At 37.0% G+C, this 26,124-nt stretch carries 29 protein-coding genes, 1 tRNA gene and 1 pseudogene; 13 read left to right on the forward strand and 18 right to left on the reverse strand.

Annotated elements, in window-relative coordinates; translation table 11 throughout:
• Positions 1 to 23: 23 nt before the first annotated feature.
• Positions 24 to 697 (reverse strand): annotated as a pseudogene (gene queC / locus CFPU101_RS06180) (7-cyano-7-deazaguanine synthase QueC); the annotation flags it as partial.
• Entirely contained in the window at positions 698 to 1,315 is a 618-nt protein-coding gene (locus CFPU101_RS06185) for a 7-carboxy-7-deazaguanine synthase QueE (protein ID WP_206814460.1), read from the reverse strand. It lies immediately after the preceding pseudogene.
• Between the two features lie 25 nt (positions 1,316 to 1,340).
• Here CFPU101_RS06185 and CFPU101_RS06190 point away from each other — a divergent pair, with 25 nt between their 5' ends.
• Genes CFPU101_RS06190 through CFPU101_RS06205 form a run of 4 tightly spaced genes read left to right on the forward strand, consistent with a single transcriptional unit; the run spans position 1,341 to position 4,149 of the window.
• Positions 1,341 to 1,865: a Ycf51 family protein gene (locus CFPU101_RS06190; RefSeq protein ID WP_206814461.1), complete on the forward strand. Its 525-nt coding sequence runs from the start codon at positions 1,341 to 1,343 to the stop codon at positions 1,863 to 1,865.
• 24 nt (positions 1,866 to 1,889) lie between these two features.
• On the forward strand, positions 1,890 to 3,035 hold the full coding sequence (locus CFPU101_RS06195) for an iron-containing alcohol dehydrogenase family protein (protein WP_206814462.1): 1,146 nt from the start codon (positions 1,890 to 1,892) through the stop codon (positions 3,033 to 3,035).
• Between the two features lie 8 nt (positions 3,036 to 3,043).
• Positions 3,044 to 3,517 carry a deaminase domain-containing protein gene (locus CFPU101_RS06200; protein WP_206814463.1) on the forward strand — a complete coding sequence of 158 codons (474 nt, stop codon included), beginning with the start codon at positions 3,044 to 3,046 and terminating at the stop codon, positions 3,515 to 3,517.
• Between the two features lie 20 nt (positions 3,518 to 3,537).
• Positions 3,538 to 4,149: a hypothetical protein gene (locus tag CFPU101_RS06205; RefSeq protein WP_206814464.1), complete on the forward strand. Its 612-nt coding sequence runs from the start codon at positions 3,538 to 3,540 to the stop codon at positions 4,147 to 4,149.
• Between the two features lie 46 nt (positions 4,150 to 4,195).
• On the opposite strand, the gene CFPU101_RS06210 is transcribed toward CFPU101_RS06205, so the two are convergent.
• Positions 4,196 to 4,277: transfer RNA gene (locus CFPU101_RS06210), tRNA-Leu, on the reverse strand.
• A gap of 194 nt (positions 4,278 to 4,471) precedes the next feature.
• On the reverse strand, positions 4,472 to 4,618 hold the full coding sequence (locus CFPU101_RS06215) for a hypothetical protein (protein ID WP_206814465.1): 147 nt from the start codon (positions 4,616 to 4,618) through the stop codon (positions 4,472 to 4,474).
• A 369-nt stretch (positions 4,619 to 4,987) separates the two neighbouring features.
• On the opposite strand from CFPU101_RS06215, the gene CFPU101_RS06220 reads away from it, so the two are divergent.
• Entirely contained in the window at positions 4,988 to 5,701 is a 714-nt protein-coding gene (locus CFPU101_RS06220; RefSeq protein WP_206814466.1) for a hypothetical protein, read from the forward strand.
• A 23-nt stretch (positions 5,702 to 5,724) separates the two neighbouring features.
• Here CFPU101_RS06220 and polA read toward each other — a convergent pair whose 3' ends face one another.
• On the reverse strand, positions 5,725 to 8,661 hold the full coding sequence (gene polA, locus CFPU101_RS06225; RefSeq protein WP_206814467.1) for a DNA polymerase I: 2,937 nt from the start codon (positions 8,659 to 8,661) through the stop codon (positions 5,725 to 5,727).
• A gap of 758 nt (positions 8,662 to 9,419) precedes the next feature.
• Here polA and CFPU101_RS06230 point away from each other — a divergent pair.
• Positions 9,420 to 10,310 (forward strand): hypothetical protein, encoded by an 891-nt coding sequence (locus CFPU101_RS06230; RefSeq protein WP_206814468.1) that lies wholly within the window; start codon positions 9,420 to 9,422, stop codon positions 10,308 to 10,310.
• 1 nt (position 10,311) lies between these two features.
• Here the strand turns inward: CFPU101_RS06230 and CFPU101_RS06235 are convergent, their stop codons facing one another.
• The 11 genes from CFPU101_RS06235 to CFPU101_RS06285 all read right to left on the reverse strand — a co-directional run bounded on the left by CFPU101_RS06235 (position 10,312) and on the right by CFPU101_RS06285 (position 20,382).
• Positions 10,312 to 10,839, reverse strand: coding sequence for a GIY-YIG nuclease family protein (locus CFPU101_RS06235; RefSeq protein ID WP_206814469.1), 528 nt, complete (start codon positions 10,837 to 10,839; stop codon positions 10,312 to 10,314).
• A 3-nt stretch (positions 10,840 to 10,842) separates the two neighbouring features.
• On the reverse strand, positions 10,843 to 11,166 hold the full coding sequence (locus CFPU101_RS06240) for a hypothetical protein (RefSeq protein ID WP_206814470.1): 324 nt from the start codon (positions 11,164 to 11,166) through the stop codon (positions 10,843 to 10,845).
• A 150-nt stretch (positions 11,167 to 11,316) separates the two neighbouring features.
• Positions 11,317 to 14,364, reverse strand: a complete 3,048-nt coding sequence (ppc, locus tag CFPU101_RS06245) for a phosphoenolpyruvate carboxylase (RefSeq protein WP_206814471.1) — start codon at positions 14,362 to 14,364, stop codon at positions 11,317 to 11,319.
• Positions 14,365 to 14,446: 82 nt separating this feature from the next.
• Positions 14,447 to 14,644 (reverse strand): hypothetical protein, encoded by a 198-nt coding sequence (locus CFPU101_RS06250; protein WP_206814472.1) that lies wholly within the window; start codon positions 14,642 to 14,644, stop codon positions 14,447 to 14,449.
• A gap of 6 nt (positions 14,645 to 14,650) precedes the next feature.
• Positions 14,651 to 14,935 (reverse strand): cell division topological specificity factor MinE, encoded by a 285-nt coding sequence (gene minE, locus CFPU101_RS06255; RefSeq protein ID WP_374191933.1) that lies wholly within the window; start codon positions 14,933 to 14,935, stop codon positions 14,651 to 14,653.
• 39 nt (positions 14,936 to 14,974) lie between these two features.
• A complete protein-coding gene (minD, locus tag CFPU101_RS06260; RefSeq protein ID WP_206814473.1) occupies positions 14,975 to 15,775 on the reverse strand; it encodes a septum site-determining protein MinD in 801 nt (266 codons plus the stop codon).
• Positions 15,776 to 15,812: 37 nt separating this feature from the next.
• Positions 15,813 to 16,652 carry a septum site-determining protein MinC gene (minC, locus tag CFPU101_RS06265; protein WP_206814474.1) on the reverse strand — a complete coding sequence of 280 codons (840 nt, stop codon included), beginning with the start codon at positions 16,650 to 16,652 and terminating at the stop codon, positions 15,813 to 15,815.
• Between the two features lie 245 nt (positions 16,653 to 16,897).
• A complete protein-coding gene (gene queF, locus CFPU101_RS06270) occupies positions 16,898 to 17,293 on the reverse strand; it encodes a preQ(1) synthase (RefSeq protein ID WP_206814475.1) in 396 nt (131 codons plus the stop codon).
• A 46-nt stretch (positions 17,294 to 17,339) separates the two neighbouring features.
• Entirely contained in the window at positions 17,340 to 18,170 is an 831-nt protein-coding gene (locus tag CFPU101_RS06275; protein ID WP_206814476.1) for an SWIM zinc finger family protein, read from the reverse strand.
• Positions 18,171 to 18,174: 4 nt separating this feature from the next.
• Entirely contained in the window at positions 18,175 to 18,921 is a 747-nt protein-coding gene (locus CFPU101_RS06280) for a D-alanyl-D-alanine carboxypeptidase family protein (RefSeq protein WP_206814477.1), read from the reverse strand.
• 69 nt (positions 18,922 to 18,990) lie between these two features.
• Positions 18,991 to 20,382 (reverse strand): malic enzyme-like NAD(P)-binding protein, encoded by a 1,392-nt coding sequence (locus CFPU101_RS06285; protein WP_206814478.1) that lies wholly within the window; start codon positions 20,380 to 20,382, stop codon positions 18,991 to 18,993.
• Positions 20,383 to 20,609: 227 nt separating this feature from the next.
• Between CFPU101_RS06285 and CFPU101_RS06290 the strand changes: the two genes are divergently transcribed.
• A complete protein-coding gene (locus CFPU101_RS06290) occupies positions 20,610 to 20,903 on the forward strand; it encodes a hypothetical protein (protein WP_206814479.1) in 294 nt (97 codons plus the stop codon).
• On the opposite strand, the gene CFPU101_RS06295 is transcribed toward CFPU101_RS06290, so the two are convergent.
• Positions 20,900 to 21,190, reverse strand: coding sequence for a putative quinol monooxygenase (locus CFPU101_RS06295; RefSeq protein ID WP_206814480.1), 291 nt, complete (start codon positions 21,188 to 21,190; stop codon positions 20,900 to 20,902). The two genes, CFPU101_RS06290 and CFPU101_RS06295, sit on opposite strands and share 4 nt — an antisense overlap.
• Positions 21,191 to 21,285: 95 nt before the next feature.
• Between CFPU101_RS06295 and CFPU101_RS06300 the strand changes: the two genes are divergently transcribed.
• The 6 genes from CFPU101_RS06300 (at position 21,286) to CFPU101_RS06325 (ending at position 25,856) form a co-directional block, all read left to right on the forward strand.
• Complete coding sequence (locus CFPU101_RS06300) at positions 21,286 to 21,849, forward strand: 5-formyltetrahydrofolate cyclo-ligase (RefSeq protein WP_206814481.1); 564 nt, start codon at positions 21,286 to 21,288, stop codon at positions 21,847 to 21,849.
• A gap of 113 nt (positions 21,850 to 21,962) precedes the next feature.
• Positions 21,963 to 22,280 carry a hypothetical protein gene (locus tag CFPU101_RS06305; protein WP_206814482.1) on the forward strand — a complete coding sequence of 106 codons (318 nt, stop codon included), beginning with the start codon at positions 21,963 to 21,965 and terminating at the stop codon, positions 22,278 to 22,280.
• Between the two features lie 68 nt (positions 22,281 to 22,348).
• Positions 22,349 to 22,822 (forward strand): hypothetical protein, encoded by a 474-nt coding sequence (locus CFPU101_RS06310; RefSeq protein WP_206814483.1) that lies wholly within the window; start codon positions 22,349 to 22,351, stop codon positions 22,820 to 22,822.
• Positions 22,823 to 22,839: 17 nt separating this feature from the next.
• Positions 22,840 to 23,268 (forward strand): hypothetical protein, encoded by a 429-nt coding sequence (locus CFPU101_RS06315; RefSeq protein WP_206814484.1) that lies wholly within the window; start codon positions 22,840 to 22,842, stop codon positions 23,266 to 23,268.
• 22 nt (positions 23,269 to 23,290) lie between these two features.
• Complete coding sequence (locus CFPU101_RS06320; protein ID WP_206814485.1) at positions 23,291 to 24,607, forward strand: serine/threonine-protein kinase; 1,317 nt, start codon at positions 23,291 to 23,293, stop codon at positions 24,605 to 24,607.
• Complete coding sequence (locus CFPU101_RS06325) at positions 24,600 to 25,856, forward strand: ATP-binding protein (RefSeq protein ID WP_206814486.1); 1,257 nt, start codon at positions 24,600 to 24,602, stop codon at positions 25,854 to 25,856. The genes CFPU101_RS06320 and CFPU101_RS06325 overlap by 8 nt, the downstream gene beginning before the upstream one ends.
• On the opposite strand, the gene CFPU101_RS06330 is transcribed toward CFPU101_RS06325, so the two are convergent.
• Positions 25,830 to 26,123, reverse strand: a complete 294-nt coding sequence (locus tag CFPU101_RS06330) for a hypothetical protein (RefSeq protein WP_206814487.1) — start codon at positions 26,121 to 26,123, stop codon at positions 25,830 to 25,832. The genes CFPU101_RS06325 and CFPU101_RS06330 overlap by 27 nt on opposite strands.
• Position 26,124: the final 1 nt, after the last annotated feature.

Consider the following 26,124-nt stretch of genomic DNA (forward strand, 5'->3'; position numbering starts at 1 on the left):
ATATTATGCGTTAAATATAATTCTTTTCCGACGGGGGTTGCGTATTCTGGATAACCCGCTTCAATTAAAGCTTTATCTCGAATGCGACAGGAGTCACACAAACCACAGGAATCATTTTCCCCAAGATAGCATGACCATGTATCTGTAATGGGAATTCCCGACTCAATAGCCCGATGTACGATATCTACTTTAGATCATGGATTAAAGGTGCGATGAGTTGCGGGGCTTTTCCTTCGACTCCAACTTTAGAGGATAGATTGGCTAAATTTTGATATGCTGCTAGATAATCTGGACGACAATCAGGATATCCCGAATAGTCTACCGCATTAATGCCCAAGAAAATCGCGTTACACCCTTTTGCTTCAGCTAATGAAAGCGCAATAGCAATAAATACTGTATTTCTGCCAGGAACATAGGTAATAGGGATAATATCTGATTTTACGCCATCTTCGGGAAGAGCGATCGCACTATCGGTTAAAGCGGAACCACCCCACCCAGATAGATTAACATCGATCGTATAGTGTTCTTTAATTCCTAATGCTTGGGCTATTTTGACCGATGCTTGTAACTCTTTATTGTGGCGTTGTCCATAATTAAAAGAAAGAGCCATTACATCATAACCGTCTTTAAGGGCTATTGCTGCTGTTGTTGCCGAATCTAAACCACCTGAAAGTAAGACAACCGCTTTTTTTTTCATCTAGCGTACTCCCAAAAACTTATGACTTTGTAGACTGATGCGCCATTCGGGATGTTTTAGCACATAATCAAAAATGAGTTGCTGACTTTGGGGGGTATTCCATTCGCTTTGGAGATACTTTAACGCATGAGACGGAATTAAAGAGGCTTGTTTTTCAGCCCATCTTAGATCATCTTCATCGGCTATAACAACCTTTAATTCTTGTACCTGCGGATAAATACTACAGTCAGGACTTTTGTATTGTTTTGGCGAAAAAGTCACCCAGTCAAACACTCCACTAAACGGATGTGTACCAGAGGTTTCTAAATGCGTTCTTAACCTGTATTCCTTTAGCTGTCGAGTTAGAGAAGTTAGATCGTGCAGCAAAGGTTCACCGCCTGTAATAATAACAATAGCAGGGTTAGCGTTTTTGGCTTGTTGAACTAAATCACTTACAGACAGTTGCGGATGACGTTTTGCATTCCATGACTCTTTTTGATCACACCAAGGACAATAAACATCACAGCCCCCTAAACGGATAAAATAAGCATTTACACCTGTCCAAAATCCTTCACCTTGTACTGAATGAAAGGTTTCTACAATAGGATAGGTTAACGTGTCTCGGTTAATTGTTTTCATCGATTTATAGGATTAAAATAAAAGAATGAACTTCCCCACTGATTTTTCACCCTACGTTCAATACTCAGCAATAGCCACCCTTGTCTTTTTGGGTTTGACTCTACTCGCTTTTGTTCTAAAGTGGGGTATTCGTTTTCGCTTAGTTGGAGTCACTAGCTTTATGGCTGTGATCACCCTTAGCATTTTTGGTTTAGGATTAGGATTACTCACTAAAAACGAAATACCTGGGGCTATAAAATATACCCGTGTCTATGATAACGGAGGAACGCAGGTCGTGATTACAGTTCCTACAGAAATTACTGAAACAGAATTAGATGCAACGCTACGTCAAGCTGCTAGTAATTTATTTTCCTATGGAAGAGTGGGTATCGGTGGAACTAATGAATTTATGATCCGCGCTAGAACTTTACTCCATCCCAAAGAAGGGGTAACTATTCCAGTTTATCTCGGACAAGCTACACGTCCTTTAGGGGAAAGAGACGAGAAAGAGGTTAAAATCGAGATTTTCCCGAAAGCATTAGCCCAATTACCGAAAAAAGCTTCTGTTTAAAAAATTTGGAGTATTTTAAAACTCATGACTCGTAAAATTGCTCAAGCATCTACTCAACAAGCTACTACTATTGTGCCACTTTTGATGTCTCCTGCTCAAGTCATCAAAGGGGAAGGAATTTTAAAAAATGCAGGAAATAAGATTGCACATTTAGGCACTCGTCCGCTTATTATTGGAGGAGAGCAAACTTTAAATGTAGTCAAACCTGATCTTGAAGCTATTTTTGAGCAATATCAACTGACTGCAAGATTCGGAAACTATCACCCCGACTGTTCAGAATCTTCTCTAACTACCCTAAAAAATATCGTAGCAGAACATCAAGCTGATTTAATTATCGGTGTCGGTGGTGGTAAAGCGTTAGATTTATCGAAACTCATTGCGAAGAAGTGTAACTTACCTGTTGTTACAATTCCTACATCTGCTGCAACTTGTGCTGCATGGACAGCCTTATCGAACATTTATACTAATGAAGGTGCGTTTCAGTACGATGTGTCTTTAAATAAATGTCCAGATTTACTAATTCTAGATTACGAGTTACTAAAAACCTCACCCCAACGGATGCTAGTTGCAGGTATTGGTGATGCGATCGCAAAATGGTATGAAGCATCAGTTAGTAGTGGTCATTCTACCGCAACTCTGACAATTGCAGCCGTCCAACAAGCAAGAGTCCTAAGAGATATATTATTCCAAAAATCGGCTACTGCATTACAAAACCTAGGGGGAGAAGACTGGAAAGAAGTTGTAGATGCGACTGTCTTACTCGCGGGTGTCATCGGTGGGTTAGGTGGTGCAAATTGTCGTACAGTGGCCGCCCATGCAGTCCATAATGGATTAACCCACATTCTAAAGGCTCATGATGCCCTACACGGCGAAAAAGTGGCATATGGTATTTTAGTACAATTACGTCTCGAAGAATTAATCCAAGGAAATCAATTAGCGGTTACATCCAGACAACAGTTACTGAAATTTTATGATGAAATTGGTTTACCGAAAACCTTAGAAGACTTGGGGTTAAAAGATGTAACTCTTGCTGAGTTGCGTCATGCTGCTGAAATTACCTGTCTTCCTCATTCTGATATTCACCGTTTACCCTTTGCTGTAACACCCGAACAATTATTAGCTGCAATGGTTTCGACTACCGTGTTGGTGAAGGTGAAAGCAGAAGTTTAAATTTAAGGATGGATTTTAAAGATTCTCTAAGTGTACCTATCTTGCGGAATGCTTACAAACAGCATCTGAGAAAAAAAGCTATTTCAGTAAGAGAAAATTATTTAAAACTACCCTTTCCCAAAGCTAATGTTGCTGTTATTGAACTATATCTTAAAGATAAAAATGATGTAATTGAAGTTGGGGCTACTTCTAGAGCAAAAAGTCCCTCCCCTATACCTCTAGCAAAGTCTATGGGGGGGCAATTTGAGCCAATAGTCGATAGTTATTCAGGACGTTTAATGGATACTGATGCTGAATACAAAGCACTTTCAGCTATTGCGGATACTCTAGATAATTTTTATAGTCGCTCAGTAGAAGGTACACTTTGTTTATATACAGAAAGACAACCTTGTGAAAGTTGTTTAGGAGTTATCGAACAGTTTAAGGAAAAATTTCATAATATTGAAATAGAGGTGTTTTGGGATGAGCCTTACCCTCCATAATTTAACTTAAACCAGTATCTATGATATCTTTTGCAACTCACTATACTGATTTCAAGATTTCTCCTACTTACGAAATTCCTCAATCACTGCGTGAGATACTTTATACAGCGTGGCAATTTCAATATGAAGAACTCTATGAAGAAAAGGAAAAAAACACAATTTCATTAGAAGAAATTTTAAATCAGATTCTTGAAGCTTTAAATAGTGATAAGTTGGGTCATCAACGCTATATCATTATGGCTATTATCTTAGCAAAAGCTGTTGAGCCAACGATTTTAGCATATAAACCTAATAATTCTATACCTCAGGAAGTTTTTAAGTATATTAATCAAAAATTAGAGCAGAAAAATGTCTCAAATAATTTGATAAAATCACTGTTCACTCAAGAAGACATTAGTTATCAAGCGTTTGATGAAGCAATGGACGTATTTCAGCAAATTTTATATATTTTTGAACCAGAAAAAGCTAAAAATGCTTTATTAGCAATGTTAGATGATTGTTTAGAAGGTTACGCTATCTTTCCAGGTTCAGAAGGAAGACGAGATCTATTTAATTGGTGGTTACTGGAAGTTGTTCCTGCTAGTTGGTGTTTAGAATATCCTAAATTTATTTACACAATTAATAAAGTTTGAGAATTCGAGACGACTAATTTACTTTATACCGTTAAGACTTTTAGAATGCGGATGGGGAGACTCGAACTCCCAAGACGTGAGTCACACGCACCTCAAGCGTGCGCGTATACCAATTCCGCCACATCCGCAAGGTTTTTTTATAGCTTAACTATACTAGCATAAGATTGAGCAAAGATGCAAGATCAATCAATGTAGTTTTTCAATTTAGCGACAAATTCACGATGTGACATTGTATGTAACCCCAAAGTTTGAGAGTAGCCATAAAGTTAGGCTATATATGAACTTTTAAAAATATTTTGATCTAAAGTTGAATGTGTTTAATTTACCGTTGTCTTTTATCTTTAAGATGAATACACCATTTTTCATCTATTTCCGTTGCCAAATTACATAAAGATTTTGCTTCTTCTTCAGCCTCTCTAGCCATTTCTAGCAATTCTATCAAAATTTTATCATCAGGAAGCTGTTTCATAAAAGTTCTCGCAAAGCTAAATTTATCATTATTCTTTTATAGTCAAGATGCTCTGCCTGTAAGCTAAAGCTTAGGGCTAGGCCGCGAAGGCGGTCTTTGTAACTTTAGCACCACCGTTTAGGGTAATATATTATTAAAAATCTTATTTATTCTCAGATTAATGTCAAAATTCGTTTAACCCGAACAGAGGTTAATACAGCATTTTTTTAGCATAATGCACTAAATTATAGATTAGTAACTAGATATGTTCTAGTCAAGTAATATATGAATAATGTTAACCTAAATATATAATTAAGTTTTCTTGTACTAATTGTCTATTGTTGAGTTATAATCTTTAAGAAAAAATAAGAAAATATCGGTCGTTTTTTTATGAAAAATTATGATTCCACAGTATTTGATATTTTAAGAGCTTATTTTATTTATCGAGACTCAAAACATAATATTTTTAATAGAGAAGGTGGAAGAGAGCAAATTTTACATAATGATACTCATATCAAGCAGTATGAGCAACAAGAAAGAAAAATAATAAGACTCACGAATCAATGTAGTATTATTTCAAGTTTCATATTTTTAATATCTTTAAGCTTGCTCAAAATATATGTATATTTTATTTTTCTTTCAATTTTAATGCTAGTATCTTTTGATGCTATCCTATTTATAAGTTTATATATGCAAATAACAACAAATAGGAAAACACCAAAATATATCTGGGAATGTAAAAGTCTTTGGAAACTACAGGAAAAACTAGGTTATTCAACGATTAAATCGCAAAGAAATAATGATTACTTAGAAGAAGTTAATACACGGTTATCTTTAGAGAAAGACATCCAATCTCAAGAAGACATTATAATTAATGCTTTAAGAATGTTAATTCCAGCAGATGAAAGAAACTATTTAAGAAGAAAGATTGCTCAAGAACTTCAAATAAGAATACAAAAAAATCAGCGTTTCCTTCCTTTTTACCTTAGGTTAAAGGTCTTTTGTATTTTTACTCCTATTACAATTTTATTTTTACTGAATTTCTTTGAAAATATACCGACTAAAGTTTATCAAAAATGTATATATTTATTAGATAGATCATGAGTAAGAAATATTTATAATAACCATTACTTTGCTTCCATCCAATTTTGACCTACATTGATTTCAACAACAAGAGGAACACTGAGTGTTACTGCATTTTCCATCGCTGATTTGATTTTAGGTTCTAATTCTTGCCATTCGTCAGAAGGGACTTCAAAAACTAATTCATCATGGACTTGTAAGAGTAATTTAGCCTGATATTCTTGTAAAATCTCATGAAGTTTAATCATCGCTATTTTAATAATATCAGCACTTGAACCCTGAATTGGAGCATTAGCGGCTGCACGTAATAATTGTGCATCTTCTTGATTTGTTTTTAATTTAACTAAGTCAATTTTTTCTACAGGACGACCTTTGAGATATCTTAAATTATTAAAATCAAAATAGCGTCTTCTACCGAAAATAGTCTGAACATAACCATGTGCGATCGCTTCTTTTTTCATTCTTTCCAAATACTCAAATACTTTAGCATAGCGTTTTTGATATTTATCGATAAATTCTTTTCCTTGTGCTGCTGGTAAACCCGTCTCTCTAGCAAATCTTTGCGCTCCCATGCCATAAATTACACCAAAGTTAATCGTTTTTCCTAAATTTCTTTCATAGGGTGTAACTTGCTCTTTTTCAAATATCAGTTTTGCTGTAACTGCGTGTACATCCTCCCCTTTTTGATATGCTTCGACTAAGACAGGTTCTTGACTCAAATGCGCTAAAATTCTGAGTTCAATTTGAGAATAGTCTGCTGAAACCAACAAATAACCATCATCTGGAATAAAAGCTTGTCTGATGCGACGAGAAAATTCACTTCTAATTGGGATATTTTGTAAATTAGGATTAGACGATGATAGTCTTCCTGTTGTAGTAATGGTTTGATTAAAATCTGTGTGAACTCGATTGGTTTTAGATTCAATTAATGCAGGTAAAGCATCAACATAGGTAGATTTTAATTTAGCTAAAGTGCGATGTTCTAAAATATAATCAATTAGTGGATGATCACCTTGTAATTTTTCTAAGGTTGCGTGATCTGTAGAATAACCTGTTTGGATTTTTCGAGACTTTTTCGTGTTTAGTTGTAATTTATTAAACAGTATTTCACTTAATTTTTTGGGAGAGGCTAAATTAAAAATTTCTCCAGCCGCTTCATAAGCTTTCTTTTCAATTTCTTCTAAGTCTTTTTCGAGTTGCTGAGAAAATTCTTTAAGATACGAAACATCTAGACGTACGCCTTGATCTTCCATTTCAGCTAAAACAGGCTCTAAGGGTTGTTCTATTTCTAATAACAGTTTATATAATTCTGGAATTTCTTCTAATTCTGCTTTTAATTTTGAAACAAGAAGATAAGTTGCATAGGCATCTGTTCCACAATAGTCAGCAATTGTAACAATATCTAAATCACCTATTGTTTTTACTTTTGGAATAAATAACTGTTTATAACTTTTTGCTTCAATTTGAGGGAGATATCTTTTACAGAGTTCTTTAAGATTATGACTATTTTCTGGATGTAAAACATAACTGGCAAGCATGGTATCAAAAACAACACCAGCAAGTTTAATTCCTTGATGTTTTAAAACAAGACGATCAAATTTTGCATTTTGAAAAACTTTTGGATCATCATTGCTTTCTAGAATAAATCGTAATCCAGCTAAAACCTCATCTTGATCTAAGTTATTTCCTTGACTATGATTGATGGGAATATATGCTATGTCTGTAACTTCTATACCCCAACAACATCCTATTCCAACTAACTTAGCTTCTCTCGGATTTAAGGCAGTTGTTTCAGTATCCCAAGCGACAGGTTGTTGATAATTTTTAAAAGTTTTTAGATGATTAATTAATGTTTGTAATTTTTCCGACGTATCAATAATTTGAGGTTGAATAGTAATCTTTTCAATTTCATCTATTTCTTCATCATCTTCCTCATCAAACAAGTCATCTGTTTTTAAAACTGTTAAATTATGTTCATCTTGATAAATGGTTGTAGCCGAGGGTTGAGAAAAAATAGATAACTGTTGTATTGATGTTTCGGTTGTCGGTAGTTCTTTTTTTCCACCAAACGAGGTTTGCAATTGCTCAATTTTCTTCAAAATAGATTTTAATTCTAATTCTTCTAGGATTGGTTTAACTTGCTCTGAATCAAAACCTTTTAAATAACAGTCTTTTAAATTAATCTCTATTGGAATCTCGGTCACTAACTGTGCTAAAAAGCGAGATTGGTCTGCATCGGCTTTGCCAGTGGCTAACTTGGTTTTTACAGCACCTTGAATTTGTTCTAAATTTTGATAAATATTATCTAATGTTTTGTATTCTTGTAATAATTTAACTGCAGTTTTTTCGCCAATTCCTCTGACTCCTGAAATATTGTCAGAACTATCACCGCACAAAGCCTTATAATCAACAACTTGAGTGGGTTTAACTCCTAATTTTTCTTCAACCGCTAATTCATCAAATTCTATATAACCGTCTAAAGGATTGCGAAAATTCCTAGATAGATACAAAACACTAATCTTTTGCTGAGTATCAACCAATTGAAATAAATCTCGATCGCCTGTCAATATTTTAACTTGGTATCCTTCTTGACTTGCTTTTTTTGCCAAAGTCCCTAAAACATCATCTGCTTCATAGCCAACAGCAGTAATAATTTGTAAATTAAAGGCACTTAGAAGACTTTTCAGGTTTTCTAAGTCAGGTATAAATTCTTCTGGTGTCTCTTTGCGGGTTGCTTTGTATGTTTCCTCTGCTTGATGACGGAAAGACGGTGTTTGTAAATCAAATGCTACCGCTAAATACTTAGGACGTTGCAACTCAATGACTTGTACTAAAGAATTAATAAACCCAAAAGTGACACTCGTTGGAATACCCTTCGTTGTACGCAGTGTACCTTGACGGGAGTTTGCAAAAGCATAATAGGCACGAAAGGCTAATGAATGTCCGTCAATCAAGATTAATAAGTCACTCTGGCTAGTCATAGGGAATTGCAAATTAGTTCAATCGATCTATATTGTAATCAAAATGGAGCTTACAAGCTGCGCCCACACGTGAGTCCCCGATGTCGTCACCTGTAGGCGGCATTTTAGAGGGACGTAGTGCAGATAGATCCTCAGCTTTGAGCCATTTTTTATTTAGTTTTGTTACGAAAATATTGAGAAGACCAACAAACTATTACATTGTTGAAAAAAATCACCCACACTTTGAGAACAGTGTTATTCTAAAAATATGCACAAAGGAAGCGACTCAACTTCCATTCAAGGTAAAGAGATTAGAGCCTGTGCTACCTGCTCTGACTCAAACAACAACCCCCCGTCTAAGTTTATTTCTTCTCATCATAAAATGGTTTTAGCCTTGCGTGCGTTCTACAAACTTTTCTACAAATGAACTGCGAAAGATGAAATCATAATCTAAGACCTGAAACAGGTAAAGAAATATTTTAGAGTGTGTCAAAGGCTGTTGTATGTTCATTAGTAAACCTTAGTTGCTTTTTCGTTTTTCTTTTTTTAGGAGTCCATATCGTTTTGTACAGTTATTAACCCGCCTCCGTAGGCGGGTAATCTTATAGGTAGCTTTATTTCTCTACATTCATCAGGCGATCGTTAAACACCTCATAAAATGTAGCAACCTATACAGTTCATCGGTTCTAGATTTGTGTCTTAGCAAAAACTCACCAAACCTCGCTAAACTTGTGTTATTTTGTTTTTGACATTCTTTGTGTAGTGAGGAGTAATTTTTAATGTTTAATTTTTTGAAGAAATTTTCGACAAGAATTCAGGCTATTCAAAACGATTTAAAACAAATACAAAGCACAAATAAGTCTTTACTAGCAACGCAATCCTCACTAAAAAATTTAATGATTGAAGATTATCTCAACAATCATTTAAAAAATAATTCTAAATACAGTGATCCGAAAAAATTAAACCAATATGAGTTTAAAGCCTATTCCCAAGGGGGAGAAGATGGGATTATTTATGAGATTTTTCGGCGGATTGGTACCACAAATCAATATTTTGTAGAATTTGGTGTTGGTTTTGGACTTGAAAATAATTCCGCTTTTCTTCTTACTTTAGGATGGCAAGGGTTATGGATTGAGGGTAGTGATAAATATTGTAAACGAATTAAAGAAAAGTTTGGCAGTGTTATTGAAAATCGCCAGTTAACTCTAATTAATAATTTTGTCGATGCAGATAATATCGAAACATTATTTAAACAAGCTAATGTTCCGCAAGAATTAGATTTATTATCGATTGATATTGATGGTAATGATTACTGGATTTGGAAAGCAATTAATAATTATCGCCCCAGAGTCGTTATTATGGAATATAACGCTGTTTATCCACCTTATGTAAGTTGGACAATTCAGTATAATCCTAATCATCGTTGGGATTATAGTAATTATATGGGAGCCAGTTTATTAGCTTTAGAAAAATTAGGAACTCTTAAAGGTTATAAATTAGTAGGTTGTAGTTTTACAGGTGTCAATGCTTTTTTTGTCCGTGATGATTTAGTTAATGAGCATTTTCTGGCACCGTATAATGCAGAAAATCATTATGAACCCGCTCGTTATTTCCTATGCGAACAAACGGCGGGACATCCTAGATCTTTCGGTAAATTTGATAATCCTTAATTTAGGGTTTTAAGTCCAATAATCCCTCTTCTTTTAATTTAGGATTAAAACGAATTTCCATATGGACACCCCGTTCTTTTAGCTGTTCTTGAATAGTTTCTTCAATTCGTCGAGAAACCTTTTTTAAGAATTTAATTTGACCGATTTCATCAAGATTTTTATACTCTTGCTTATCGGTTTCACTCATAGCTAATTTGGCATCAATTGGTTGTGTCCATTTTTCATCATTTTGAACTAAACCATTTTCACTCATCCAAGCTTGACGAATTTCTTCTAATATCGTTCGACTTGGACGAGTAATAGTCTGTATTTTAAACCAATAACATTGATTGGGTTGACGGACTAAATGTTGTTTTAAACTCAGATAAATATCTCTAGAATAACCAACAAATTGTAAAATTTTGTCTTGATTAAAAATAGCATATACGCCAATTTTTCCCTGTAAACTTTCATCAATTATTCCATTTTCATCTAAAAAAGGAAGATAATCAAGACTGTTAAGGGATACAATTTCTGTTTGAAAAGTCATGGATTAAGAAACCTTACGATAAATAGCACAAAGACGACTTGGCTGAAAAATCTTTGCTTTGAACATGAAATGAGGCGGTACATTAATAATTAAATAATCCTCAGAATGATGATATTTTTCAAACTCTGAAGGCATTCCTTTCGGCGTTTTTAGACTATAGGGAACGGGTTGAAATAATAATTCAGTAAATTCTAAGTTTTTGCATTGAACTTGTTGTCTGACTTGTTCTAGAAACGATTCATCTTTTAGCAAATTAAATAATGTTTCTTTAGCCTTAGATTCAAGTGTAAAACTTGGATCATAATTTTCAACAATTTTTAGCTTCATAAAATAATCTTAGGTTTGCTTGCCAAACCCCTACTGATTAATTTTAGGGATTTAGTCACTAAATCCCACCTTCAACTGATCATATCAACGCTAATCGCTTCACAAAAAATGAATCGTTTATCATTAACAAAATTTAACTGTTAACTGAAATCAACCTGTATTACGCATTCCCGCAGCAATTCCATTAATCGTCAACATCGCACCTCGTAGGAGATCTTCTTTGTTATAACGATAATGAATAATGGCTGACTGGGCTTGGAACTGACGTAACCGTTTAATCAGCGAGACTTGTAAAAAGCCTAACGGAAGAATAGAACGATTTCGTAAATCGACAGAACGCTGTAAATTCGGATCACCATCGAGTAAACGTCCATGTCCTGTAATCGCTTGGATCAAAGTACGAGTTAGATGGTATTCTTCGGAAATACGATCATATAGCCGTTCAAACCGTTCTTTGTCTTCTGGTTTCGATAACTCATCGACGTAGTGACGCGCCATCTGTAAATCAACTTTAGATAGTGTCATCTCAACTTTAGAAATGACCACTTTAAAAAACGGCCATTTGAAATAGTAGTAACGTAACAGTTTTAGATTTTCTTCAGGATCTTGCACTAAAAACAGTTCTAAGGCAGTTCCGACACCGTACCAAGCAGGTAATAAAAAGCGGCTTTGTGTCCAACTAAAGACCCAAGGAATCGCCCGCAGGGTACTTAAATCTTGTTTTCCACTTTTGCGTCGGGCAGGACGTGAACTGATCTGTAATTGGCTAATTTCGGGGATGGGTGTAACCGAGAGGAAGAAATCGAGAAAATCTGGATCTTCATAAACCAACTGACGATAAACCTTTCTCGCGGAACTCGCTAACGATTCCATAATACGATTCCAAGGTTCAATATCATCAAAGCCACTTCCTAGTAAACTCGATTGAATAACCGCCGTTACCATCGTTTCTAGGTTATACAAAGCCAATTCGGGTAGAGAATACTTAGAAGCTAAAACTTCCCCTTGTTCAGTAATCTTGATCCGTCCATTAACGGTAGCTCTCGGTTGCGCTAGAATCGCTTCATAGGCAGGCCCACCCCCACGACCAACTGAGCCGCCTCGTCCGTGAAAGAGTCGCAGATTAACCCGATAATCTTGGGCTACTTTATGTAAAGCTTTTTGGGCTTTGTGAATTTCCCAGTTACTACTCAAAAATCCCGAATCTTTGTTACTGTCGGAATAACCCACCATGATCTCTTGTAAATTTGCAGGTTGGAGGGGCGGGGGTGGTAATTCTGTATTAGATCCTTTTAGCTGTTCGAGGTGGTCATATCCTCCCGCTAAGGTTGCCCGATATAGCGGAATTTCAAACAGCGTTTTCATAATCGCTGGGGCATTCTTTAAGTCATCGACGGTTTCAAAAAGTGGAGCAATGCGAACCGTTGAGATACTGGTGGCGGGGTCATAAAGTCCCGCTTCTTGGGCAAGTAACAGAACTTCTAGAACGTCGCTTGCTTCATTAGTCATACTGATGATGTAAGTCTGACAAATGTCCAAACCAAACTCAATTTGTAGCTGTTTGAGCATTTTCAGGGTATCGATCGTCTCACGAGTTCGATCGCTAAACGGCATATCCTGAGTGATTAAAGGGCGACGACTTTTGAGTTCAGCCACTAACCAAGCAATGCGATCTTCTTCTGGCAGTTCGATGTAAGGCTTTGGTAAAGCTTGAATGTATTCGGCGATTTCTGCGATCGCTTCTGCATGACGAGTTGATTCTTGTCTAAAATCAAGTTGAGCGAGGTTAAAGCCAAAAATTTCCACTTGAGCGATCAAATTGCTTAACTCGATACAAGTCAAACCCGTTGTCTCTAAACTACGCTGAATCATACAGAGATCACTGAGGAAATCATGTCCCGTCTTATAGTAATTCGAGTCTTTTTGTCGGCTTAAAAGTTGTCTTTCTTCAGGGTTGGTCAGGCGTTGATTGCGCTTTAGAGTATTTTCTAACCTAGTTTGAATATAGGCTAATTTAAGACGATAGGGTTCTTGGCGATAACGCAGGGCTAGAGAATCGTAGATTTCTGGCATATCCTGTTTATCTTGTTCCAATGAATCAATCAAATCGGTTAAAATGCTACACCAATGGCGAGACGGACTCAAAACCGCCGATAATTCAATGATCGAGTGTAAATATTTTTCGAGTACCTTACCTCTTTGGTAACAGGCTGTATCCCAAGTCACTTCGGGTGTGACAAAGGGGTTTCCATCGCGATCGCCACCAACCCAAGAACCAAAGCGACAGAAATTATTTTTGGGTGGGCGCAAGGTTGGGAATGAGCTTTGTAAACTTTGTTTAAGACGGGCCGCAAGTTGGGGAATTGCTTCAAACAAAACTTCTTCAAAATAATGAAGAGCGTAGTCTACTTCATCTAAAACAGTGGGTTTAAATTGATGTAGTTCGTCTGTTCGCCACCAAAGGCGAATTTCTTCCATTAACTGCTCTTTAGCGGCCACCGATTCCCAAGAATTGCTTAAACCCATACCGCGAAAGGATTCTTCGGCTTGATCAAGTTTGCGGAGAATATTAGCGATGCGTCTTTGTTTGCGACGAATCGTATGACGCACAATTTCGGTCGGATGGGCCGTAAAAACTAAACAAACATCGAGTTCATCGAGTAAACGCTGAATTTGTTGAGGTGGAACATTAAGCTGTTTAAGATGAGGGAAAAGCCAGTGGAAAAGGCCTGCTTTTTTAAACACATCAAAATCTGACCAGTTTTTTTCTAGCCAGTCTTTGCCTACTGTTTCAGCGACTAATGTATCTTCTGCTTGCGAATAAGTTTTACTATTTTGTTTTTCTTCTTGGTAGGTAGCCCGACGGGACAGTTGTTGATCTCGTTGTTCGTAGTGCTGTTCAACGATGTTAACCAACTGAAAATAGAGGGCAAAGGCGCGAGATGCTTTAACGGCATCTTCTAAATCTAATTGTTCAATCAGTTCACTAATCGAAGATGCTAGATTTTCATTAGCCTGTTCATCTACAGAACAAATTGAGCGCAGTTGGTTGAGTAAATCAACAAGATCCTGTCCGCATTCTACCTGTAAAACTGCTTGCCACAAGTCTTCGACTAATTTCAGCCGTTGTTGGAGAAATAAAACAGAAGTCGAAAAATAATTCATTGCAGTTTCAGGGGATGGGACGAGAACATTCATAGAAACCTCAAGACGCTTATCGATTTAATCATAGTATCGACAAGGGAAACTCATGTTAGTTATTGTTATCACAATTCTTTAATCAGTTTTGTGATTCAGATGAGTTTTGAGGTTCTGCTGAGGGAAAGTTGAGAAGGGGCAAACGATCGCCTCGAAAAACTTCTTCGCTCATTTTTCCCGCTTCTGTCAACCATTCCGTGACTGATCGTAACCCTAAACAGGCCATCAGAAAAGGACTGGTTGCTAAACTCAGCCATAAAGTTGTGGTGGATTTTTTCATCTTTTTTTAGGTTTCTTCGGGATTGACTCGTTTAATACTACGAATAGGTAAGTTAGCGATTAGGGCTGTTACTCGCTGATCGCTTTCTAGAGAGAGTTCAGTTTCGCCTGGATCGATCTCAACGTAGCGATTGACCACTTCTAAGATGTCGCGTCGCATCGATTCTAGCATTTCTGGACTAATGCCCGCCCGATCATGAGCGATGACCAATTTTAGACGCTTTTTAGCCATGTCCCCGCTTTTATTGGGGCTACGCCAAGCAAACAATCGTTCTAGCAGTTCACTAATCATTGTAAATGTAAGTGGCTCATAGGGTTAATCTTTCATTCTTTAGGGGCCAAAGAAACGACGACGAAGACGGGTTAAGAGGGAGTCATGGGCTGCCATTAAGTCTAAAAATGGAACAAGATCTCCTTCTAAACGTCTGGCAATATTTTTATAGGCTAAACCAGGTAAAGAGATTTTTTCTTCTAATACTAAAGGTTCACCTCGATTGGTTGAAATAATAATACGTTGATCATCAGGAATAATACCCAGTAAGGGAATAACTAATAAATCTAAAATATCTTCGACACTAATCATTTGATTGAGTTGAATCATTTCGGGTCGTAGTCGATTCACAATTAAATGAATTTTTTTAACGGCTTCATTTTCTAGTAACCCAACAACTCGATCGGCATCTCTAACGGCTGCCATTTCGGGTGTTGTCACAATGATAGCTTCTTCGGCTGCTGCGATCGCGTTTCTAAATCCCATTTCAATTCCAGCAGGGCTATCGATTAAAACATAATCATGGGCTTTCGAGAGTTGATCGACGATCTCTTTCATTTGCTCTGGCGTAATGGCTTCTTTATTACGACTTTGGGCGGCGGGTAATAGAACTAAATTGGGTTGACGTTTATCTCTGACTAAGGCTTTTTCTAATGAACACTCTCCAGAGATGACATCGAGCGCTGTATAAACAATACGCTGTTCTAATCCCAATAGTAAATCTAAATTTCTCAGACCAAAATCTGCATCAACTAAGGCTACTTTACAACCGAGTTGAGTGAGGGCAGATCCTAAATTCGCGGTGGTAGTCGTTTTCCCAACTCCCCCTTTACCGGAGGTAATAACGATGACTCGACTCATAAGACTATACTTTAATTGAGTTTATGAAATTTTAATGTTATTTTTCTGACGTTCCCATTACTGGATTCATTAAAAACGTTTTAGAAAAATTATAAGCCTGTGTGATGCGAATTCCTTCTGGACTAATATAAGCAATTTCGGGTTCATAATGATTTGGAGATGAGCTTGGCGATCGCGCTACTCGATCCGCAATACGTAACTGAGTGGGTTCCATCCGTAAAGCCATAATACGGCTGTTGGTATTTCCTTTTGCTCCTGCGTGGGCGACTCCTCGCAAGGTTCCCCAAATAATGATATCGCCATCTGCTATGACATCACCGCCTGGATTCACATCACCGACAATAATAATGCTTCCTGGATGTTTAATTTCAACACCTGAACGAACTGTAGTTTTTAAATATAGTGGATCGGCTAACGGAGCTTTAATGACATCGGGTTCTGAAAATAGGGTAGGAGTCGCGTAGATTTGTTCTACTGAATATCCTGCTGTTATTGCCGCTACTGCCGTTTGACGACGACTGGTATGAACCCACTTGAGAATCAGATCGGCTTCTTGTAAGATTTCTGATAAGTTTTGTAACTGTCTTGCATCTAGTAAGCGGTCTTGTGAGACCAAAGTAACGACTGTTTGGTTAGTCCAAGTTTTGTCGTAATTTTTTAAACAATATTTTAATCCAGAGCAAACTTGCGCCCAATCATTTCCCGTTGCTGTTGGTTGAGGTTTGGGTAAAATTAAATGAAGCTGTTCGCCCTCTGTCTTCAGATGAACGTGTACATAACGTTCAATCACAGGGGTAAATGCTTCTTCGGATTGAGGCAATTCAAGAGGTTCTATAGACTCAGGATCACTTAAAGATGTCAGAGGAGAAGAATCCATTGGCTACTCACAATACTTAATAGGTTCGATTTTAGAATAAAGGTTACCTTTTTAACTGACGTGTTGATCTAGCAAGATAGTTTCTTGTTAGAGTTATGTTTGGCGTTAATGAAAAATTAGAGAAAAATGCAGCAAATTTCGAGTCATTAACTTTTAGCTATGCTCAATTGCTGTCAATGCTATCTGTCAGACAAGATCATTAAATCATTGAGCCGTATTTAGATAAAGTTAATCATCTCAAATTTTTATTTTTGGTAATGAATATCAATAGCCATATGTACATTGCCTCTAGGGTTAAAATCTCCTTTAATCTTGACATCTAGAGGATCACAAACAGCCACAAAATCATCTAAAATCACGTTAATGACTTCTTCGTGAGAAATATAACGATCGCGGTAGCTATTAATATAAAGTTTTAAGGATTTTAGCTCAACGATTTTTTCATTGGGAATATAAGTGATATAAATCGTGGCAAAATCTGGATGACCTGAAAAAGGACATTTACAGGTAAATTCGGGTAAGGTGATCTGAACATCGTAGCGTCGCCCGATTCGAGGATTAGGGAAGGTAATCAGTTCGCCTTCTAAAATATTTCGTTCACCGTATTTCAGTTCCGTTGTTTCGGGTGATGTTTGACTCATTACTAATACAATTCAGTTTTACATATCTTCTATTAGCTTACCAAAGTTAAGTTCCAGTCGCATTCAAAGCCGACATCACTGCTTGTTGACTAACCGTCGGATAAACAGTATCTAAAAATTGTTTTACTGCTTGGGCATCATCATAGGAGAGAGGAAATTTACCCAAAAGATCAACGATTGTTTTATTATCCACTGGAGGAGAAATCACTACTAAAGAAGATTCTATTGGTTGATCGTATTGCCAAAAACTAGCCAAATCTAAATCAGAAGAAGCTTTAGTAGCGCGTTTCTTTTTAGTTGTTTCTGTTTCGCTTACAGGTAAACTAGGTTGAATGGGTGTCGTATTCTGGCTTCGTTTTTGTCGCAAAGCTTCTAGAATGTGAGTTTTAGTCCGTCCCCTGAGTTGAAATAAGACAAAGGGATCTTCACTAAAACGATCGCCTAACTGATAATATACCGCACCAATATGCTTACAAGGATTGGCTTTATCGGGACAACTACAACGCGATCGCACATCAGTCAAACTAAATGGAAATAAACTTAAACCATTACTAATAAAAGCAGATTCAATTTCATCAGGCATTTGTCCGCTTAATAATTGGGCTGAAAAAATCGCTTTTTGGGACAAGGTAGCCACCACATAATCCCAATCTTCATCACTAAACGGATCTAACCACAAAGAAACTTGATAGGGTTCGGGTTCACTTCCTTGAACTTTGGCTAATACTTGCGCCCCAACAAACTCAATACTCAGTACATTTCCTTCCCTGGCATAAATTCTCGCCCGTTCTAAACGTTTTTTGAAGCGGTAGGAATCGAGTAACTCTAACCAACGTTCTACCCACCATTCCCGATTTTCGACTTGATAGTTTGTCATAATTTTACTTGACTTTTTTCAATTGTTGTGCTTTGTAAAAAGTTTCTAAACTCTGAGTATCTCCCACAAAACGCCAATGCCAAGGCTCATAATTAACCCCTTGGGCGTTATTAGGAGGAAAGGATAATTCAAAACTATATTTAGGGGCATGATTTTGTAACCAACGAAAAGCCGCCGTTTGATCAAACGTGGGACTCAGATTAGTGGCAGGAGTACGACCATCACCGATATCGATCGCATATCCCGTATGATGTTCACTATATCCTGGTGGCGCACTGACTTCGGCCCGTTTTTTCGCTTCTTGATTACGTTTTTCTTTGACTTTAAAAAACAAATATTCTTGTTCACTGACAGTACGAAAACCCGAAAGAGGCATTAAAATAACTCCCGCTTGTCTGGCTGCCCTTTGCATTTGGAGATATTTTTGGGCGGCTGAAGATCGTAAGCGGATTCTACCATCGGCACTAATGGGGACTAATTCTGATGTTAGGGCTTGCTTGTAGGGTAAATGTCCTAAAACATTTTCGACAGGTGAGGGAGTAGGTGTAGCAACGGGAGTCGGTGTAATTTGGGGTGAGGGAGTGGCTGTTGGTTTAGGGATTGGACGCATCAACAAAGCGGCACTAAATCCACCGACAATACTTAATAATACTAATCCTAGACCCAACAGAGGTAGGGGAAATCCACCAGATAAACTTGAAGTTTTCCTAGAAGTCGCTTGATCTCGCAACGCCTCTGGAATGTCATCCATTACTATTTCCTCTCCTCTGAGAATGTCTTTTTTTAATTTACTCTAGGATTAGAGAAAAACCTACTTAATCTATTCTCTAGCGACTCCATCAGTTCGGGCGGCGTGTTGCACCGCAGCAGCGACAGCCGTTGCCACACGAGGATCGAAGACAGAGGGTACAATGTGTTCTCGATCTAGATCCGATGCCGTGATTAATGAGGCGATCGCTTTAGCGGCTTCTAAGTACATATTCTCAGTAATCGTTTTCGCTCGACAGTCTAACGCGCCACGAAACACCCCTGGAAATGCTAAAACATTATTGATCTGATTTGGGTAGTCACTTCTTCCTGTGGCTATTACTGCGGCATCCTCTTGGATGAGTTCGGGTTGAATTTCTGGAATTGGGTTAGCCATCGCAAAAACGATCGGATCTTTAGCCATTGATTTAACCATTTCTTTTGTGACAACACCAGGCGCACTCACTCCGAGGAAAACATCAGCCCCTTGCATTGCCCCTGCTAGAGTTCCACTCGCTTCGACTGCAAAAGCCTGTTTTTCTGGGTTTAGATCGTTTCGTTTGAGGGATAGAATGCCTTTAGAGTCACACATCCATATCGATTTTGCCCCTGCTTTTTTCAAGAGGAGTGCGATCGCAATTCCCGCCGCCCCCGCGCCATTAATCACAATTCTGATGTTTTCGAGGGATTTATTCACCAGTTTGAGGGCATTAATTAAAGCTGCTAAACTGACGATCGCTGTACCATGTTGATCATCGTGAAAAATGGGGATATCTAATTCTTGCCGTAACCGTTTCTCAATTTCAAAACAACGCGGCGCACTAATATCCTCTAAGTTAACTCCCCCAAAAACGGGCGCAATATATTTAACGGCTTTGATAATTTCTTCGGTGTCTTGGGTGGCTAGACAAATGGGAAACGCATCGACACCCGCAAATTCTTTAAATAACATGGCTTTCCCTTCCATGACGGGTAAAGCGGCTTCGGGGCCAAGATTTCCGAGTCCTAACACCGCGCTACCATCGGTGACAACCGCTACCATATTACTTTTGATAGTCAGAGAAAAGACTTGTTCGGGATTTTGGGCGATCGCTTGACAAATTCTACCCACACCTGGAGTATAAGCCATTGCGAGATCGGATTGTGAGGTTAGAGGTAGCCGACTTTCGATGGTGATTTTGCCTTTGCGGTGTAGATCAAATGTTCGATCTGAAACTTTGAGGATTTTTATATCGGGTATGGTTTTAACAGCTTCGACAATGTGTTGGGCGTGTTCGGTACTCGAAGCATCTACGGTGATTTCTCGACGCGAAATCTTGAGGGTTCGTTCAATTAAGCTGATTTGTCCTAAATTTCCACCCACACTAGCAATAGCTTGAGTTACAGCCGCTAATGTTCCTGCTCGGTTGGGCAATTCTAGACGAAGGGTTAAGCTATAGCTAGGATTTGGAGTTAAATTGACCATTTTTGTTAATAAATTGAGTCGCGTTACAGCATTCAAGACGATCGATAAATACCGATAACTATTGATTATCCTTGATTTGCGTCTGTCTGGAGTATCATATGCAGCGTTTCATCTGATTTTAAGTAAATTTTTTGATTTGCTCTGAAAGTAAAAAGAATATCAAAAAAATAACTGATGGATAAGTTGGACGGTAGAATACAAAAAAATTATTGATTTTTTATAAAAGAGTGATTAAACCCTTTTTTCTATTTTTTCTCATTACTGTACAAACTGTACCCAGCGTTTTAGCTCTACCACCGGCTGACGATATCCCTGAAGAAGTGTTACGGACAGAAATTATTATAGAAGGACGATCGCCTATTGATGGTAAGCCCCTCAGTGCGGCTGAATATGCTTTGCTAGAAGAACAATTAGCACAAAGTCCCTATGCACCAACGATTGATCCTAAAATTCGCCATCTAATCTTTTTACTCCGCATCCGAAAAGTCATTAAAACGGTTGTCCCCTTTTTCCCAATCTAAATAATGAGGGTATAGCGATGAATTTGGGGTTGAATCACTAATAATTCATCTATTTTTTTTCTGGCTTCTATAAAATGAGGGGTTAGAAAATGTGCTTCTAAAGCGGCTTGATCTTCCCATTCTTCGACAAAGCTAAATTCTGTAGGATTTTCTTGATTTTGCCAAAGTTCGTAGTTTAAACACCCTTTTTCTTGACGTGTGGGTTCGACTAGAGAGATGAGTAACGTTTTTGTTTCATCGAGTGTATTCGGTAGAGATATGACTTTAGCTATGACTCGAATCGTCATTGTTAATCCTATATGAGTAGTGAATCTAAACTTTTAGAATATAAGATGTTGAGACTGATTAAGCCATAGTGATTATTTAAGTTTTATTGTCAATAATGTCTTTACAAAAATCTAAAATACAATTGCGAAAACAAATTTTAAATCAAAGGCGATCGCTTCCTTCTACAGTAGGGCAAGAAAAAAGCCTTCAAATTTGTCAAAATCTGCAAACATCTTCTTTATTTCAATCCGCGAAGACGATTCTAGCTTATTTTAGTATTCGTCAAGAACCTGATTTAAGTAGTCTCTTTAATTCCTCAAAAAAATGGGGGTTTCCGCGTTGTGTTGGTCAATCTTTAGTGTGGCATCGGTGGCAGGTTGGAGAAAGTCTAGAAACTGGGGCTTATGGTATACTTGAACCACTGAGTAATGCTTTAATCATTCATCCTACTGAAGTCGATTTAATTTTAGTTCCTTCAGTGGCTTGTGACCAAAAGGGATATCGTCTAGGCTATGGTGGTGGTTATTATGATCGCCTGTTAAGTTCTCCTCAATGGTCTTCTATTCCGACAGTGGGTATTCTTTTTGATTTGGCTTATTTACCCTCTTTGCCTAGAGAAGATTGGGATCAATCATTAACTGCAATTTGTACAGAAACTCAATTCGTTCAATTTTTATAATAAGCATTTATACTCAATTGTTTTATTAAGAATTATTGACACTAGAGATGTCAATAAAAGGCTTTGGCTAAGATAAAAAAACGAGCAACTGCTAGAGAGATAAGGTAGACAGGATGAGACATTACTGCGATCAATGGGTTCAAGAATGGTGCGATAATAATGGCTGGACAGAGCTATTTATAGAAAGACGAAATCATTACTGGGCTTTTCCTCCGAATGCAGTGATGCCCGAACCGATCCCCTCGACAGTCTTACGAGTGATTAAAACAGAAAGAGGCTTATCATCTGAAGAAAAAACTTGGATCGGTTTAGCGACTGCTTTAACCGTAATGGGCTTAATTCTAGGATATTTGATGATGTGTCCGATGCCTCTAGTATTAGCATTTGCTTTTGATGCCGTTACAGCAGCACAGTTAGAAGTCGAATATTAAGTCAGATGATTAGACGCTACAATTGCTTTAGGAAGTAAAAGTGCTTATTTCCTTAGCTAACTAACTGCATGATGCTAGAAAATAGATTTCAATTTACGCCAGATTTACAGATTAATCGCCTTTTAAATGGAATGTGGCAAGTCTTTAGCGCACACGGGCGAATTGATCATAAAAGCGCACTGGCAAGTATATTTAAATATTGGGATGTGGGGTTAAGGACTTGGAACTTAGTCGATCATGATGGCCCCGCAGAAGAGTTCATCGGATTTCGTCGTCTACTACAAACCAAAGGGCAAGAAGCATATATACAGTTACAAGCCTTTACAAAGTGGGTGCCGCGACTAGAGAAAATGACGCGCTCATTGGTTAAAAAAAACATTATCGGGAGCAGATTGGGTGTAACGGAACATATTAAGAACAATGCCAGAGTCTTTCAGTTTAAGTTAGACTCAGAAGATTACGAAAGATTAGAGTCTGTTTTCAATCAGTCCCGTGATTTATTTCAATTAATTGGTGATTGTGGTGATGAGTATCGACGCTGAATTTATTGAGGTCAAACATGATTCAATTTAATAATTCCCAACTTAACGATGTAGAAAATCAATGGCGATATAAATTAGATCAATTTGTTGAAGAAAATCAAGAACTATTAGCGGCTGCATTTTGGGGACTACATCAGGAATGGGGTGATACGAAAGAAACATTAGGAATCGATCTAAAACCTACTCCTCATTTTGTTTGTTGTTCACGAGAGTCTCTAGAAACCCTTAATAAAAAAGTCAATCGGAAAATTCAAGAAATTTTAGGTATTTTAGACGGTTATGATCCTAACGAAGAAGTTGCTATTATTGGGATAGGCAATGGACAAGTTAAGTTAATTTATTTTAAACCCGAAGTACCGCCGCCTGAGTGTTTTAAACAAATTAACCAAGATTTAGATAGTTTAATTGCACAACTTGAGCAAAAAATGGCTCAAATATCGCTTTAAAACTCAATTTCTCCTCATTATTATGTTTCAAGTTGGAGATATTTTAGCGGATCGATATCAATTACAACAAAAGTTAGGACGAACTGCAATGGGTCGTCAAACTTGGTTAGCCATTGATAGTTTAGCTCAAGAAAAAGTAACAATCAAATTATTAGCGTTTAACCCACAATTGTCGTGGGAAGAATTAAAGTTGTTTGAAAGGGAAGCACAAGTTTTAGGCGCATTAGAACATCCTAAAATTCCGCGATATCGTGCCTATTTTGACATTGATAAAAACATTGGTGGTGGAGTCCCTTGGTTTGTTTTAGTTCAAGATTATATTGCGGGTTTTTCTCTACAAGACTTACTAGAGCAAGGTCAACATTTTAGTGAAACAGAAATTAGAGCTTTAGCCAAAGAAATTTTAGAAATTTTAATTTATCTCCATGAATTAAGCCCACCAGTTTTACATCGAGATCTTAAACCAAGTAATTTAATATTAGGTGAAGATCAACATATTTATTTAGTTGATTTTGGGGCAGTTCAAGCACAAGCAAGTGTGACAGGTGTTACTTTTACAGTCGTTGGGACAAGCGGTTATTCCCCTTTAGAACAATTTTGGGGTAAAGCGGTTCCTGCATCTGATCTTTATGCGTTAGGTGCTACTTTAATCCATTTATTAACGGGGTGTACTCCCGCAGATTTGCCACATCAAGATGCCAAAATTAAGTTTTCAGATAAAGTAAGTCTCAAAAAAGATTTAATTCTTTGGTTAGAAAAACTAACGGAAATTACCGTAGAGCGACGTTTTAAAAATGCCAGAGATGCGCTACTTTCTTTAGAGTCGGGAATGCAATATGATTTAGTTAATAAAGATTTTAATTTTAGGAGATTATTACCACCGAGTTATAGCAAAATTCAGTTAGAAAGCTCAGAACAGAGTTTAGAAATTAAATTTCCTCCTAAACTGAAAATACTACCATCATCGAGAATCATGTTTTTCACTTTTTTGAGTAGTATTATTGTTTGGAGTATTAGTCCACTTTTACTAATGATTTTTGTGGGAGTTTTTGCCTCATTAGTCAAAAAGTCTAGAATTGAATTTGATCATCATAAATTTAAAATTATTTATAGTATATTTGATTGGATTATTTGGAAGAAAGAAGCTTATAATAATGATATCTCTGGAATATTTCTCTATAATAATAGCAATCGAGATTATTATCAAATTAAAATTAGAACTTCAGACGGTCATTATCTTTTAGGTGGTGGTTTAACTGAGTCTGAGTGTAGTTGGATAGTGCAAGAAATAAAAGCTTGGTTAATGTCTGTAGAAGATGAAAAAATAAACCATGACTGAACATCAAATTTATATTAAAGTTTGTTCCTTACTGCTTTTTCAATCGGTTTTTGAAAATGAAGTTGGCGAAGCTTTTTTGAATCTCCTACAACAATTGAATTTAGTTGAATCCAATCAAAACTATAAAATTAATTGTTTACAAGCCTATGGAATTTGGTTTAGATCACTAGCTAAATGTAATCAAAGTTGGCAAGATTATTTAGTTCAGCAAATTCTTTTAGATGATAATCCTTTTAGTCAACAAGTACAGAAACAAACTTTAGCGGAATTACCTTCATCTTTATTAAACGCAGTTAAACATGATTTAGAAATATTAGAAGGAATTTATAACTGGAATCCGCAAAAAACATTTAATACTCTACCTTCTTGGCAAATAGATCATACTTTGAATAACTTTTTACATCAATCTCAAAACTGGACAGAATTGATAGAACCATTAGCTAATTATTATCAACAATATGGTATGGGAATTTTTGCACAATACCAAGCGTTGCAGTGGACTAACGGAAATTTATTAGGAATTAAATACTTTGATCCGATCCAAATTGATGAAATCGTCGGTTATGAACTGCCCAAAGAAACCCTTATTAAAAATACAGAATGTCTTCTTATGGGAAAACCAGCCCTTCATGTCTTATTGTATGGCAGTCGAGGGAGTGGTAAATCATCATTAGTCAAAGCTTTACTAAACCAATATAGTGAACAGGGTTTAAGATTAATTGAAGTTCCAAAAGACTCTTTCAAAGACTTACCACTAATTTTAGAACGAGTTAGAGAACAGCCGCAAAAGTTTATTATTTTTGTTGATGACTTATCCTTTGAAGAAGATGATGAAACCTTTAAAGCGTTAAAAGTCGTTTTAGAAGGAAGTATTATCGCAAAAGCTACAAATGTAGTTGTTTATGCTACATCGAATCGACGACATTTAGTTAAAGAATATTTTAGCGATCGCCCGCGTCCCAGTGAAGCAGACGAGGTGCATGGGTGGGATACCCAACAAGAAAAACTCTCATTTAGCGATCGTTTTGGTTTAACCCTCACCTTTGAACCAGCCAACCAAGACACCTATTTAAAAATCGTCCATCATTTAGCCGAAATTGCCCAAATCCCCTTAACCTCCGATGAACTCGAATTTAAAGCTAAACAATGGGCTACTCGTCATAATGGACGTTCTGGACGCACTGCCAGACAATTTATTGATTACCTCCAAGGAGAACTTAAACTAACTAACGGATTTAGCAAATTCTAAAATCGAGTTAGTCAAAGCTTGATGCTCATCAGAACTAAGATAGTAACAATGTCCTTTAATTTCGTTCAAAAAACAAATTAAAGACAAACACGCGGACTCTAAATCAGCACGATGACGAGCAACTGCTAAAGCTTGTTGAGGAGTCGGATAAACTTTACAATCACTCAGCCAGACTGTTTGTTCTGAAAGCCAACACCGAAAAGTATAGCCAGTTGGCTCAGATATCAAATCAATTAACCATCCATGATATCTTTCTTTAACATTCATG

Origin of the sequence: Chroococcus sp. FPU101 (genome assembly GCF_017312365.1) — a bacterium.
In the GTDB taxonomy this organism is placed as follows: Bacteria; Cyanobacteriota; Cyanobacteriia; order Cyanobacteriales; family Microcystaceae; genus Chroococcus.